We start from the raw sequence: 13592 nt of genomic DNA, 5'->3' as shown, positions 1-13592 counted from the left end.
TAAAGAAAAAGAAGACCAATGCCCGCATGCAATCACTCATTTTGTCCAACCCAAATTTTGCCCGTTTGATCAGGGGATCTCAAATATGAAAAAGTCTTTGAAGAATTTAGCGCTTGCCGCAACGACGAGCGCCATGGCGCTGTTTTCCAACGCCGCCAACGCGGTGGAAATTGAATATTGGCAATATTTCTATGATGCACGTGTCACCGCGATGGATCAGTTGATTGAAACTTTCGAAAAAGCCAATCCTGATATTACGGTCAAAATGACCACCTTTCCATATGGCGATTATCGCACCAAGGTGGCGGCGGCCATTCCGGCAGGCGAAGGGCCGGATGTGGTTCAGCTCTTTTACGGCTGGCTCGATGATTATGTGAGCGCCGACCTGATTCAGCCACTACCCGTGGCCAGCTTTCCACCAGAGCAGGTCGAAAAAGACTTCTTCCCAATGGTAAACGCCATGCGCTCCGGAGAGAATTATTGGGCGCTGCCCACTGCCGTGCGGTCTTTGGCTCTTTTCTATAATGAACGCTTGTTCAAAGAGGCAGGAGTAAAAACCCCACCAAAAACTCTTGAAGAATTGGTGGAGGTTGCCAAAAAGCTAACCAAGGTTGATGTTGCTGGCAACATTACACAAGTGGGTATCACTGCAAGCATGACCGCACAGGATCATCACTGGTTCCGCGAAGTTTTGGTGCGTCAGTTTGGTGGCGATCCCTATTTGGATGACTATAAAAAAGTCAATTATAACAACGAAGCAGGCCTCAAAGCTTTGGAATATTACACAGGGCTTGCCAAGACACACAAAGTGACGTCCTTCGACTTTATGGACGAACCTCAGGCTGCATTTAAGGCAGGGCGTGCCGGTATGCATATCGATGGATCTTTCCGTATTGGGTCCCTCAAAAAACAACGTGGCCTTAAATGGGGCGTTACCGAGTTGCCTGTGGGCGCGGATGGCACGAAGTCCAACTATTCTTCCTATTGGGTCAACGCCATCACAACCAAGGCCAAAGATGAAAAATTTGATGCGTCAGTCAAATTTATGCAATTTGTTACCTCCGATGAAGCCATGCAGGTATGGCTGGATGTGGTTGGTGAATTGCCTGCCAAACCATCTGTTGGCATGACGGAGGCCAACCGTTCCGATCCGGTGTTCGGTCCGTTTATTCGTGGACTGGAATATGCAAAGTCCACCAAATTTGTCAATGAATCGGCTCAGCGTCAGATCATGATGGATATGGTTCAGCGCATTGACATTCAGGATCAGGCACCAGCAGAAAGCCTCGCTATTGCTGCCGAGGCCGAGCAAAAGCTTCTTGATGAAGCTATGGCTAAAAAATAGGATCCTGTCCGTTCGCATGAACAGGGGTCTGTGGTTTGCGCCACAGATCCCTTGAAGGCCCCAAATTCCTCTGCTTGTTTCCTCAGTGAGGAGAAACGGGGGCGGTGAAGCTTGGGCCTTCATTCCAGTCATCCGTCGTCCCGACAACGGGCAAGGTGAGCCAGCAACCGATGTATCGAAATTTATCCATACGCCATAAACAGATCGTCTGGGCTTGGGCCTTTCTGGCGTTGCCTGTGATTTTTTATAGTGTCATTCGTTTCTATCCCACGGGCAGCGCAGTCCTGATTTCTTTCCAGAACTGGAACCTGCTGGGAACGCGCACATGGGCTGGCTTGGACAATTATATCAAGCTCTGGCACGATCCTGTTTTCTGGAAGGTCTTCAAAAACACCTTTATCTATTTGTTTTTGGGAACACCGATCAGTTTGGTGGTGTCTTTTGTCATCGCCTACAATCTGGACAAACTGCGCTTCATGCATAATTTTTTGCGCATGCTCTATTTTCTACCCTTTATGACATCGGCTGTGGCCATGGCGTGGGTCTGGCGCTGGTTCTATCAACCGGTCCCCAGCGGACTGTTCAACAACATTCTCGCGACCATGGGTATTGCCCAATTCAATTTTCTCAATTCAACTGTCAATGCATTGCCCGCAGTGTTGGCACCTGCCGTTTGGGCCGGGTTGGGCTTTCAGATCATCATATTCATGGCGGGCCTTCGTGCTATCCCCAAAAGCTATTATGAAGCGGCCCGTATTGATGGTGTTTCCAACTGGACCATGTTGTGGGAAATCACCATTCCACTGCTCAAGTCTACGATTGTGTTCATTGTGGTTTTCTCGTCGATCGGGTTTCTAAGGATTTTTGATCACGTTTTCAATATGACCACGCTTGATCCCGGGGGGCCACTCAATGCCACCAAACCGTTGGTCTTGATGATTTATGAAACTGCTTTTTCCAGCTTTGACATGGGATATGCGGCGGCCCAAACAGTTGTGCTGTTCATCGTCTTGTTGATTGTCAGCTTGCTTCAACTCCGAATTTTGAAAGACAGCTAATGACTTTCACCCAAGCCAATCGTCCTTCATCAAAAGCGCTTCTTGAAACCAAGGTGCCCAAAAAACCTGCCAACATGGGACAGGTCATTCGCTGGATATTGCTGTTTTCTGGCGGCATATTGATGGTCATGCCGATCGTCTACATGATTTCAACATCCCTCAAATGGCCACATGAAGTCTACAATATCAATCTTATTCCCGACGAGCCGACCATTGAGAATTACACCTATGTGCTAGAAGATGGCCGCTTCTTTGGCTGGTTCGTCAATTCCATCGTCATTGCTGTTATCACGACAATCTGCAACATTCTGTTCGATAGTCTGGTCGGCTACACCCTGTGCAAATTCCGCTTTCCCGGGCGCTATATTATTTTCATCGCCATTCTCTCGACATTGATGATCCCGACAGAAATGCTGGTGATCCCCTGGTATCTTATGGCCCAGCAATTTGGATGGCTCGATACCTATTGGGGGATCATGTTCCCCGGATTAATGACTGCTTTTGGAACGTTCTTAATGAAACAATTTTTTGAAACCGTACCCGATGATTTCATTGAAGCGGCACGCATCGATGGGCTCAACGAATTCCAGATATGGTGGACCGTGGCCATGCCATTGGTCAAACCAGCCCTTGCCGCTCTAGCCATTTTTGTCTTTCTTGGCAACTGGACAGCCTTTATCTGGCCGCTGATCGTCACCAATTCGGTCGATATGTATACGCTTCCGGTGGGCCTCTCCAGTTTTGGTGATGAAGCCGATGTAGCTTGGGAGTTGATTATGACGGGAGCAGCGATCTCGACACTGCCTACTTTGGTGGTTTTCTTGATTTTCCAACGCTATATCATTCGCGGCGTTGTCATGGCGGGGTTGAAGGGATGATCGATCATTCAAAATTCCCCGATCCCGTTTACAAGGAAACCGTTCTGGCTCCGCTATTTGATGCGGTGAAGGCGCACTATGCCGATCATATGGGGGCTATCAATCGAGCCCATTTGGTCATGTTGGCCGAGACGCAAATCTTGTCTTCAGAACAGGCCTCGGCAATTGCTAATGCCCTGGTTGATATTGAAGCCCAGATCGATGTTGAAAAGCAGGTTTATACGGGTGAGCATGAGGACTATTTTTTCCTGATCGAAGCCGAGTTGCGGCAGCGGTTGGGAGACCTCGGCGGCAGCTTGCACACCGCGCGTTCGCGCAATGACATGGACCATACCCTGTTCAAATTTGCCTTGCAGAGCCGTGCTGAAGCCATGATGGGTCAATTACAGGGTCTTGCGGCTGCTCTGATCGACAAAGCCAGACAAGAAGCCAAAACTCCGATCGTGGCCTATACGCATGGCCAGCCGGCTCAACCGTCCACATTCGGGCATTATCTTGCGTCGGTTATCGAAGTGTTGTTGCGCGATTGTGCGCGTCTGGATGCAGCCATTGTTGGACTTGATCATTGTCCCATGGGCGCTGCAGCCATCACGACCTCCGGGTTTCCAATCGATCGCCAACGTGTGTCGGACCTGCTTGGGTTTTCGGCGCCGCTGCGCAACTCCTATGGTTGCATCGCCTCTGTCGACTATATCACAGGGCTATATTCGGCATTGAAGCTGGTCTTTTTACATTTGGGGCGTGTCGTTCAGGACATGGCTTTCTGGTCCTCCTTCGAGGTGAGCCAGCTTTATGTCCCAAATGCGTTGGTGCAGATCAGCTCCATCATGCCGCAAAAACGAAACCCCGTTCCTATCGAGCATATGCGCCATCTTGCGAGCATAAGCGTCGGACGTTGCGATATGATGGTCAACATCATGCATAACACACCCTACACCGACATGAATGACAGTGAAGGGGAAGTGCAGCAAGCTGGCTATGCGGTCTTTGAAAGCGGGGGGCGAATGATTGCTTTGCTTGGTGCGTTTTTGCCCGCTTGCTCAATCAATGTGGAGCGCGTTCATACCAATGCGGATTCGGCCTGTATCACCATCACTGAATTGGCCGATACATTGGTGCGACTGGAAAAATTAAGCTTCCGACAAGCGCATGAAATTGCGGCAGAAACGGCAAAAGCGGTGATTGCGGAAAACAAGCCGTTACGTGAAGGTTTTGTCTCTTTCTGCCGCGCTTTCGAGACGGAAGTCGGGCGTTCGTCCAGATTGGGAAAAGAAGCTTTTTCCCAAGCCGTTGCAATTGAGACCTTTGTCGCTGTCAGGGATCGTTTCGGTGGTCCGGCCCCCCACGCCTTGGTCGATGCTTTCGAGGCCTATCAGGGTGATCTCGCCCGACTGGTAGCCAACAAAAATGCCCGACAAAAGCGCAGATCAACGGCTCAGGAAAACCTGAAGAAAGCCTTTTCAAACCTATTGGAGATTTAATCTTGGCCAACCTTGCCCTAAGCAATCTCGTCAAGCGATATGACAAGACTGAAATCCTCCATGGTATTGATCTAGAGATATCAGATGGTGAATTTGTTGTTTTTGTCGGCCCATCGGGGTGCGGAAAGTCCACCACCCTGCGCCTCATCGCTGGCCTTGAGGAAATCACCTCGGGTAAGGTTGAGATTGATGGCCGTGTCGTCAACAATCTGGAACCCAAAGAGCGGGATATCGCCATGGTGTTTCAGAATTATGCTATCTATCCTCATATGACCGTGCGTAAGAATATCGGATTTGGTCTTAGAACATCCAATAAATCCAAAGCAGAAAAAGAAGCACGTATACAAGAGGTCGCAACCATTCTCGATATGGTGGATTTACTGGATCGCAAGCCGAACCAATTGTCCGGTGGTCAACGTCAGCGCGTTGCAATCGGCCGTGCCATGGTACGCGATCCGGCGGTTTTCCTGTTTGATGAACCTCTTTCCAATCTTGATGCACAATTGCGCACCCAGATGCGCCTGGAAATCAAAAAATTGCATCAGCGAGTGGGCAATACCATAGTGTTTGTGACCCATGATCAGGTGGAAGCCATGACCATGGCTGACCGCATTGTCATTATGAAAGATGGTTATATTCAGCAGGTCGGAACCCCGTTCGAGGTTTATCACAGCCCGGCCAATGTGTTTGTGGCGCAATTCATCGGCGCTCCCTCTATGAACCAGATTGAGGGGACACTTTCAAATGGACAAATAGAACTAAAAGACGGCCAAAAGTTTGCGGGCCCACAGGGAGTGTCATTTGAGGGAAATATCATTTTGGGTGTGCGACCCGATGACCTCCACCTGACCGAGGATGATGACTTTCTCATTAAAGGAAAGATTTCCGTTCTTGAAACTCTGGGGCCGGAGACGCTTATTTATGTCGAATATGCAGGCAAGGAAATCATTGCCAAAGCCGATGGCCGAACCCCTCCACAATCCGGCACATATGTGAAGTTAAAAGCGGATATTGACAATGTGCACCTGTTTGACGCCGAAACCGGAGAAACACTGCTGTGAGGGCGAAGCCAGCAACCATGGGGGTTTTGTGTGTTGGGCGCATCTATTGCGATCTGATCTTTCAGGACGTACCACGTCTGCCAACCATGGGGACAGAGGTCTTCACCGGCGGCCTTGAGTTGAATGCTGGGGGAGGGGCCTACATTTCGGCAGCTTACCTCAAGAGCCTTGGGCGCCCTGCCTTTCTGGCCAGTATGATCCCCAACCAGCCTTTTCGAGATATCGTTCAGCAACAGATTGAGGCTGCGGATCTTGATGCCTCCCTGTGCGCTGCATCGGACCCGGCGCTCGACCCTCAAGTCACGGTTGCTCTAATCAATCAGGCTACTCAGTCAGAACCAAGTGATCGGGCTTTTATCACCCGTCGCGTAGGCCCCGCTCTGCCAAGACTGACACAGGAACAGCTCACAGAGCGTAATATTGGCCATCTGCATATCGGCGAGCTGGCAACCTTGATCGAACAGCCTTATTTGTTGGATTTGGCCAAACAAGCCGGACTGACCATTTCTCTTGATTGCAGTTGGGATGATTCCATAACAATCGCCGCCGCTTCCTTGATCTCTCGGGTCGATTTATTCCTGCCCAATCAGTCCGAAGCGCAACGGCTTGAAAGTTTGGGGGTTGAAATGGCCTCTAAACCGATCTGGGTTGTTAAATGTGGTGCGGATGGTGCCTTTGTCAAAACCGAGTCGGGTGTGATCCACTGTCCAGCCATCAAGACCCAGCCGGTTGATACAACGGGAGCTGGCGACGCGTTCAATAGCGGCTTTTTGAATCAGTGGTTGGCAGGGGCTGATACCTTGGCTTGTCTGCAAGCAGGCATTGCCTGCGGTACAATCGCGGTACAAAGCAAAGGCGGTTTTACACCAGAATCATCAAAGGCAAGCTGAACACTTCTTTTGTGAAGTGCCCGCCCGAATATGGATGGTCCTGTTTGAAGCTTTGCCACCTGTGACACTCAAGTTAGATAGGCACTCGATATCTCTGAAACTTCCAAACAATAGGGTGACTTGGTCGTGATTTCGCTGCGTGGTCCGGCTGCTCCACTGTAACCGCGATCAACGCCTTGAATGCGGAAAAGAGTGCCTGCTAAATCTGATGTTTGCGTTGAAAATGATTAAATATCAATAGATTAGTGCTTTCGGGAGCTATTTGATTGGTCGGAGAGGGGCTGTTGTGCATAGGCTTGCGGATTGATATGGCCGCGTGCCTCTCATGGGAAGCAGCTATAACAATGCCATGCACCGACATCATTTTCACCAGCCATATCTTGCACTAAATTTTCGGGAAAAAAACTTGGCTGGGGTGGGAGGATTCGAACCTCCGATACACGATACCAAAAACCGATGCCTTACCACTTGGCCACACCCCAACACGTTTCAAGACTAAGCCTGAACGTCAAGTAGGCTCTCTATACAGAAGCAAAATGACCTGCGCAATGCTTTTACTCTTTTTTTCACAAGGGAAAATCAATCGCGTTGGTGGTGTGTGTTTTCGTGGACCGCATCTGTGCCGGGTTTGGTAGGCAGAAAAATTTATAGAGTGGAAATCTTTGCAATAACTCGGCATTTGCCGGTTAGTGCCCTTGCCAGATGCTTTTGAGAAGGTTATACACGCCTCCACCAACGGTACGGAGCGTAGCGCAGCCTGGTAGCGCATCTGGTTTGGGACCAGAGGGTCGGAGGTTCGAATCCTCTCGCTCCGACCATTGTTTTTCCTTAAGACATTGAAAGACAATGGTTGTTTGTAATAAGACAATTGCCCTCCCTTATCCCCCCCCCCTAAAATAAACTTTGCGTTTGTTGTGGACCGTCATGCCGCGCATGAGATGGTTAAGGTCTCCCATGGCCAATGATGCAAGCCGTGAGTGCAAAAACGCTTCTCGCTGCAAACCATTGCGCTGGTGGGGTGCTCTATCTTCGATTAGCTCGGGCTCCGCTAGTCAAATTCCAACAATTGCTTTTGGTAAGCTTTGATCCGCTTCCGGCAATGTCTACGGCCTACCTATATTGCAGTTTCAAACCGCCGATCCCAAAGCAGGGGCTCACTGCATCAACTCTCGGATACTCCCTAAAACTGGTAGAGAATTTGGGAGCAGGTCAATACCAAAATGGTTTCAGAAAATTTGCTAAGATCAAATGCAATGCTTGCCGCTTTTGGAGCCATATTTCGCAGTATTCGAACCAGCCGCTTTCTCTCTGCTATGCTTCAAGATAGTCATTGAGATATGTGGTGATTGCCTTGACAAGGCCACTTGTCGCAGATCCTTCAACATAGGACGCTGTAAAGGACAAATCTCTGAGAATAATGTCTGTTTTCAGCTCCTTCAGCGCGCCCGATTTTAGTTCCTCGTTGATGATGGCTTTGGGTAAGGCACAGATGCCAAAGCCAGCACACGCCAATTCTCGCAACGCACCAATAGATGTGGAGGTGTTGAGATTGAGTGGTCCTTCATAACTCGCCGATAACAAAGTCTGGATTTCTTTGCCTGGGCGGCTGGAGCGGGAAAATGTGAGCAGCCTATGAGAAGCAATGTCAGAAATTGTCCAGTATTTTTTCTTTGTCGCGATTGAGCTGATCGCAGCAAAAATCATTTCATAGCCACATATCGGTTGGTTGCTGATGCTAGCTTCCGACACAGGCCCCATGAGAAAGGCCAAGTCAATTTCTCGTGCCAAAAGGGCGTTGCGCAAATTATTGGTTGTGTCTACCGATAATTCAAAGGTGATGCCCGGCGTTGTTCTTCCGACATAGTTCAAAAAATCGGGTAGCCAGCTGCAGGCAATGGTTTCAGCAGCCCCTAGACGGATGGTTTGTACAATCTGGGTGGTATCGGCAAACGTTTTTAAAATTTGCTGATCCAGCATCATGAGCTTCTCGGCATAGGGAAGTAGCTTTCTGCCCGAGTGAGTTAGCATAGCGTTCCGGATATTTCGTTGAAAAACATCAATTCCGAGATCTTGCTCAAGAATCTGTATTCGGGCTGAAACAGCCGGTTGTGTCAGATTGAGATAATTTGCTGCGGCGCGAAAGCTGCCTAAGGTCGCGACCCAATAAAATGTATCGAGATTTCTTATTTTCACCGGATTCTCACATGCTATGTATGACGGAAATGTCCTTTGATAAAATATTTTTATCATGTGAGCACAAAATTATCGATTTGATTTTCGTTAAATATTGGGCAAGCTATTCCTAACGAGGGAATGAACATGCTCAACTATGAAACGCTGAAAACCAAAGATCCTCAGAATTTGCGTCAAATCATTCGCGATGGGCAATATGATGCCCACACAGCAGGTCTGGCAAAGGGGTATTTGCAAGCCAATATCGTGATCTTGCCCCGGATCTATGCATTGGATTTCATGCGTTTCTGCCAAAGAAATCCAAAGCCATGCCCGCTCGTTGCTGTTTCCGATACAGGCGATCCCTATTTGACGACCGCAGGTCACGATATCGATATTAGAACCGATATTCCCATCTACAATATCTATCGGGATGGCGTTCTGGACGAGGAGAGAGGGGATATTTCTCCCTTCTGGAACGATGAAATGATCACGTTCGCCTTGGGATGCTCTTTTACCTTTGAGCATGCCTTGCTGAAAGCTGGCATAGACGTCTGGCATATCTCCAACAATAAAACAGTGCCAATGTATAAAACCTCACTGAAAACGGTTCCCGCAGGACCATTCTCGGGAGCGACTGTTGTCTCGATGCGCATGATACCGGAAAACAGGGTTGACGAAGTGCACTCCATCTGTCGACAATTCCCGCTTGCTCATGGCTCGCCACTTCACGTGGGCGATCCTGCAGAAATAGGAATTTCAGATTTGGCACATCCCGATTGGGGCGACGCTGTGCCGTCTTTGCCCGGTCATCTGCCCGTCTTCTGGGCTTGCGGCGTAACGCCACAGGCCGCCATCCAAAACGCGAAACTGCCCCTTTGCATCACACATAAACCGGGACATATGCTGATAACAAACATCCCGGATGATGCAGAGGTTCCAATAATAAAAGCATAAATCACTCACCCATAGCATTTCCGGCAATTTGTAATGATTATCGGAAATGTAGATACCCAGAAATTTGCGTTTCTTCGTAGTCTTGGTAAAGCAGGCGTCGTGGAAATGCCCAAGGGGAACCTAACGGAGCATTCATATGAAAAGGATTCTACTCTCTTTCACAGCAGCAATCGCTATCTCTTCACCCGTATCAGCCGAACAGCTGAATGTGGTTGGAAGTTGGTCAAGCTTGCCATTGCACAAAGCTTACGAAGCGCCATTCTGGGGCGAGACTTTGCCCGAGGCATCTGGTGGCAAAATCACCACACAGGTAACCACTCACAACGAAATGAATCTAGGCGTAGCCGATGTTTTTCGTCTTTTGGGGCAGGGCGTCTATGACGTCGCTATGACCGTCGGTGATTATGCGGTTTCGGATGCACCCGAACTTGAAGGACTTGATGTTCCTCTGGTGGCGATGGACGCGGCCAAGGCCAAAGCAGCGGTTGATGCCGCGCGTCCTATGGTTGACGAGATTTTTGCCAATCGCTTCAATTCAAAGGTTTTGGCTATTGCTCCCTATCCGCCACAGGTTGTTTTCTGCAACAAGGAAGTCGCCAGCCTGGATGATCTTAAGGGTTTAAAAATTCGTGCATCTGGCCGAATGACCGCAAAATTCCTAGAAGCTCTTGATGCCGAAGGTGTCAACGTTGCTTTCTCAGAAGTGCCCGGAGCGCTGCAAAAAGGCGTAGTCGATTGTGCTGTCACCGGTGCCGGATCAGGCTATAGCGCCGGATGGTGGGAAGTTTCTACCCATCTTTTGACAATCCCGCTTGGTGGTTGGGATCCTGTTGTTACAGCGATGAATATGGATAAATGGAATTCGCTCGATGCTGGCACCCAAGAACTGATCACAGATCAGATTGCTACTAAATTTGAAGCACCTGCATGGGACTCAGCACAAGGTGCTCTGCTTAATGACATTGCTTGCCTGACAGGCAATGGTGAGTGTGAATCTGGCGACAAACGATCCATGGTTCTAGTTGAAGCCACAGACGCCGATATCGCCAAAGCCCGTGATATTCTGGAAGCCAAAGTGCTACCTGAATGGGCCGAGCGTGCCGGTGCCGACTGGGCCAAACGCTGGAATGATAGCGTTGGTAAAGTCGTCGGCGTATCCATCGCTTCCAAATAGGGTGGGATGATGCTCGAAGACATGGCAGAACGCATTCTGCTCGCCGTGCGCATTTGGAATAAACGGATAGCATTGGCCACCGGATTTATTCTGTTGGCCTGTGCTGGCTTGGTGTTGGTTGACATCACCATGCGGCAACTCGGTTCCTCCCTTGGAGGGACCGACGAGATATCCGGTTATGTCATGGCGATTGCAACAGCTTGGGGAATGAGTTTTGCTCTGACCGAGCTGTCTCACGTACGCATTGATTTTCTGCGGAGTAACACTCCGCAGAAAACCCGCGTGCTTTTCGATCTTTTCGCGTTATTTTCACTTGCGATGACGGTAGCCATTATTGCCAATCAGTGCTGGCCAGTGGTTGCCACTACCTTGAAAAACGCATCAACGGCCAATACGCCACTCGAAACACCGCTGGCTCTGGTACAAATCCCGTGGTTTGCTGGCTGGCTCTGGTTTGCTTTCTCAAGTTGGCTGATTTTTCTATCTGCAATGGTTTTGGTCGTCAAAGGCCGTTTCAAAAAAGTTGAAGGTGTTATTGGCATTGCCAGTGCCCAGGAGGAATGGCTGTGATACCCTTTATTACCATCGGCCTTTTGGGCTTGCTTAGTCTCTCGATCCCTGTCGGTATCGTCCTCTTTTTGCTCGGTTTCGGTGTTGATCAATTTTTCAGTCTCTTTCCGCTGTTGCGCGGATTGGGCAATATGGTTTGGTCCACGTCCAACAGCGCCACTCTGATTGCAATCCCGTTCTTTGTGTTGCTGGGCGAAATATTGGTGCGCAGTGGCATTGCCGAACGCACTTATGCCGCGCTGGATAAATGGGTCTCCTGGCTCCCTGGCGGCTTGATCCATGCCAATGTCGCAACCGCTACAATGTTTTCGGCAACCTCTGGCTCTTCAGTCGCCACAGCTGCGACGGTTGCAACGGTTGCCATGCCACAGGCCGATAGACTGGGTTATGATCCCAGACTCTTTTCCGGGGCAATCGCAGCCGGAGGCACGTTAGGGATTATGATCCCACCTTCGATCAATCTCATCGTTTATGGTTTTCTAACTCAAACATCTATTCCGCAGCTTTTTCTGGCTGGTTTGTTACCAGGGATCCTTTTGGCGCTCGCATTCATGCTGGTAACCGTTTGCATATGCGTGATCTGGCCGTCGTTAGGAGGCGAGCGTCGGCGCTTCCCCTTGCGGGAAATGATCGGTGGGCTGGGCGACTTGTTGCCTATCTTTCTGCTCTTTTCCGCCATTATCGGCGCCATCTACAAGGGGTGGGCCACTCCCACCGAGGCCGCATCGGTGGGAGTTGGCGGTGCACTTTTGATTGCTGCCATGTTCGGGGGTGTTTCATTGGGCATGATCTCCGAGGCCATCGTCGGCACGGTCAAAATCACCTCTATGATTATGCTGGTCATCATTGGCGCGTCCTTTCTCAATTTTACCCTTTCGGCTGCAGGGTTAAGTTCGGAAATGCGAAATCTCCTTGAAAACCTCGGGTTTGGCCCATTGATGACGATATTCGTGGTCGTGCTGATCTATATTGTTCTGGGCTTCTTTATCGAAACCCTGTCCTTGATGGTTGTAACAATTCCGATCGTTGTGCCGATTGTTACCGGACTGGGATATGATCCAGTCTGGTTCGGCATTCTAATGATCGTTCTGATCGAAATGGCTCTGATTACGCCGCCTGTGGGGCTCAATCTCTATGTGGTGCAGGGGGCGAGAAAAAGCGGCAACATGAGCGAAGTGATGGTCGGTGCTGCACCTTACGCATTCACTATGCTGTGTATGGTTGGCGTTTTGATTGCCTATCCAGATCTCGCACTCATTCTGCCGCGTTTGTTGCAGTAAACGAATAAAGGAACGTGCAATGCAATTCCAATGCAATGGCAAAGAGCTTACAATAGCGATTGATCATGTGATCGTCGCTGGCTGGACCGGCCGCAATTTAGAAGCCGTCGAACATCATATCAAGGAACTGGCGGAGTTGGGCGTTGCTCCGCCGTCGCAAGTCCCTCTGTTTTACCGCGTCTCCAATGCTCTTTTGACGCAAGCCTCAGAGATGGAAGTGCTTGGTGAGGAAAACTCGGGGGAGGTGGAACCCGTTCTCATCAAGCATGGCGATAAACTTTACCTCGGTCTGGGCTCAGACCATACGGACAGAGCACTTGAGGCCTATTCCGTTGCAGCTTCCAAGCAAATTTGTGCCAAACCGGTGGCAAATGAGCTTTGGGCTTTTGATGAAGTTCAGCACCATGTTGATCAAATTGAACTGCGGTGTTGGATCATGGAGGATGGCAACTGGGTCCTCTATCAGGAAGGCTTGCTCGCAAGCATTCGTCCACTCGGCGATTTGATGTCAGCTGCCCAATTGCAAGACAATTCAGCAATGCTGTGCGGCACTTTGGGCGCAATTGGTGGGGTCCGGCCAGCTTTGGAGTATAAGCTTGAAATGTGCGATCCTGTTTTGAGTAAGCGGATCGAAATGGCCTACAAGGTGGTTTCACTGCCAACGGTCAGTTAGACCGCGTTCAATTCAATTGTTAAAAACAAAACAAGGCTCTGCTGCACGATTTT

The 13592-nt window shown here is 49.6% G+C and carries 12 protein-coding genes and 2 tRNA genes; 12 read left to right on the top strand and 2 right to left on the bottom strand.

Annotation, left to right across the window (positions count from 1 at the left end):
• Positions 1 to 85 precede the first annotated feature (85 nt).
• The 6 genes from C0081_RS13485 to C0081_RS13460 all read left to right on the top strand — a co-directional run bounded on the left by C0081_RS13485 (position 86) and on the right by C0081_RS13460 (position 6713).
• On the top strand, positions 86 to 1345 hold the full coding sequence (locus C0081_RS13485) for a sugar ABC transporter substrate-binding protein (RefSeq protein WP_101534337.1): 1260 nt from the start codon (positions 86 to 88) through the stop codon (positions 1343 to 1345).
• A gap of 170 nt (positions 1346 to 1515) precedes the next feature.
• The gene (locus C0081_RS13480; protein WP_101534336.1) at positions 1516 to 2403 is read left to right on the top strand and encodes a carbohydrate ABC transporter permease; all 888 of its coding nucleotides are present in this window, start codon (positions 1516 to 1518) and stop codon (positions 2401 to 2403) included.
• Between the two features lie 74 nt (positions 2404 to 2477).
• Positions 2478 to 3281, top strand: a complete 804-nt coding sequence (locus C0081_RS13475) for a carbohydrate ABC transporter permease (RefSeq protein WP_245417951.1) — start codon at positions 2478 to 2480, stop codon at positions 3279 to 3281.
• Positions 3278 to 4762, top strand: coding sequence for an argininosuccinate lyase (locus C0081_RS13470; RefSeq protein WP_101534334.1), 1485 nt, complete (start codon positions 3278 to 3280; stop codon positions 4760 to 4762). The genes C0081_RS13475 and C0081_RS13470 overlap by 4 nt, the downstream gene beginning before the upstream one ends.
• Positions 4763 to 4764: 2 nt before the next feature.
• Positions 4765 to 5823: an ABC transporter ATP-binding protein gene (locus C0081_RS13465; protein ID WP_101534333.1), complete on the top strand. Its 1059-nt coding sequence runs from the start codon at positions 4765 to 4767 to the stop codon at positions 5821 to 5823.
• The gene (locus C0081_RS13460) at positions 5820 to 6713 is read left to right on the top strand and encodes a carbohydrate kinase family protein (RefSeq protein ID WP_146006464.1); all 894 of its coding nucleotides are present in this window, start codon (positions 5820 to 5822) and stop codon (positions 6711 to 6713) included. Before C0081_RS13465 ends, C0081_RS13460 begins: the two co-directional genes overlap by 4 nt.
• Positions 6714 to 7120: 407 nt before the next feature.
• Here the strand turns inward: C0081_RS13460 and C0081_RS13455 are convergent.
• Positions 7121 to 7195, bottom strand: a tRNA-Gln gene (locus tag C0081_RS13455).
• Between the two features lie 259 nt (positions 7196 to 7454).
• On the opposite strand from C0081_RS13455, the gene C0081_RS13450 reads away from it, so the two are divergent.
• Positions 7455 to 7531: transfer RNA gene (locus C0081_RS13450), tRNA-Pro, on the top strand.
• Positions 7532 to 8024: 493 nt separating this feature from the next.
• Here C0081_RS13450 and C0081_RS13445 read toward each other — a convergent pair.
• Positions 8025 to 8906 carry a LysR family transcriptional regulator gene (locus C0081_RS13445; protein ID WP_101534331.1) on the bottom strand — a complete coding sequence of 294 codons (882 nt, stop codon included), beginning with the start codon at positions 8904 to 8906 and terminating at the stop codon, positions 8025 to 8027.
• A gap of 126 nt (positions 8907 to 9032) precedes the next feature.
• On the opposite strand from C0081_RS13445, the gene C0081_RS13440 reads away from it, so the two are divergent.
• The 5 genes from C0081_RS13440 to C0081_RS13420 all read left to right on the top strand — a co-directional run bounded on the left by C0081_RS13440 (position 9033) and on the right by C0081_RS13420 (position 13539).
• Positions 9033 to 9842, top strand: a complete 810-nt coding sequence (locus C0081_RS13440) for a putative hydro-lyase (RefSeq protein WP_210200491.1) — start codon at positions 9033 to 9035, stop codon at positions 9840 to 9842.
• Positions 9843 to 9978: 136 nt separating this feature from the next.
• Entirely contained in the window at positions 9979 to 11016 is a 1038-nt protein-coding gene (locus C0081_RS13435) for a TRAP transporter substrate-binding protein (protein ID WP_101534329.1), read from the top strand.
• A 6-nt stretch (positions 11017 to 11022) separates the two neighbouring features.
• Positions 11023 to 11586 carry a TRAP transporter small permease subunit gene (locus C0081_RS13430; RefSeq protein WP_210200490.1) on the top strand — a complete coding sequence of 188 codons (564 nt, stop codon included), beginning with the start codon at positions 11023 to 11025 and terminating at the stop codon, positions 11584 to 11586.
• Positions 11583 to 12866 (top strand): TRAP transporter large permease, encoded by a 1284-nt coding sequence (locus tag C0081_RS13425; RefSeq protein ID WP_101534389.1) that lies wholly within the window; start codon positions 11583 to 11585, stop codon positions 12864 to 12866. The genes C0081_RS13430 and C0081_RS13425 overlap by 4 nt, the downstream gene beginning before the upstream one ends.
• Before the next feature lie 19 nt (positions 12867 to 12885).
• Entirely contained in the window at positions 12886 to 13539 is a 654-nt protein-coding gene (locus tag C0081_RS13420; RefSeq protein WP_101534328.1) for a DUF2848 domain-containing protein, read from the top strand.
• Positions 13540 to 13592: the final 53 nt, after the last annotated feature.

Source organism: Cohaesibacter celericrescens, assembly GCF_002866925.1.
In the GTDB taxonomy this organism is placed as follows: domain Bacteria; phylum Pseudomonadota; class Alphaproteobacteria; order Rhizobiales; family Cohaesibacteraceae; genus Cohaesibacter; species Cohaesibacter celericrescens.
The sequence above is the reverse complement of the archived record's forward strand: the minus strand, read 5'-3'. Positions and strand labels throughout refer to the sequence as shown.

Bases quoted from the DNA above. Each gene is read 5' to 3' on its own strand.
- C0081_RS13475 (WP_245417951.1), top strand. From the start codon at position 2,478: ATGGGACAGGTCATTCGCTGGATATTGCTGTTTTCTGGCGGCATATTG.
- C0081_RS13470 (WP_101534334.1), top strand. From the start codon at position 3,278: ATGATCGATCATTCAAAATTCCCCGATCCCGTTTACAAGGAAACCGTT.
- C0081_RS13480 (WP_101534336.1), top strand. From the start codon at position 1,516: ATGTATCGAAATTTATCCATACGCCATAAACAGATCGTCTGGGCTTGG.
- C0081_RS13420 (WP_101534328.1), top strand. From the start codon at position 12,886: ATGCAATTCCAATGCAATGGCAAAGAGCTTACAATAGCGATTGATCAT.
- C0081_RS13485 (WP_101534337.1), top strand. From the start codon at position 86: ATGAAAAAGTCTTTGAAGAATTTAGCGCTTGCCGCAACGACGAGCGCC.
- C0081_RS13430 (WP_210200490.1), top strand. From the start codon at position 11,023: ATGATGCTCGAAGACATGGCAGAACGCATTCTGCTCGCCGTGCGCATT.
- C0081_RS13440 (WP_210200491.1), top strand. From the start codon at position 9,033: ATGCTCAACTATGAAACGCTGAAAACCAAAGATCCTCAGAATTTGCGT.
- C0081_RS13435 (WP_101534329.1), top strand. From the start codon at position 9,979: ATGAAAAGGATTCTACTCTCTTTCACAGCAGCAATCGCTATCTCTTCA.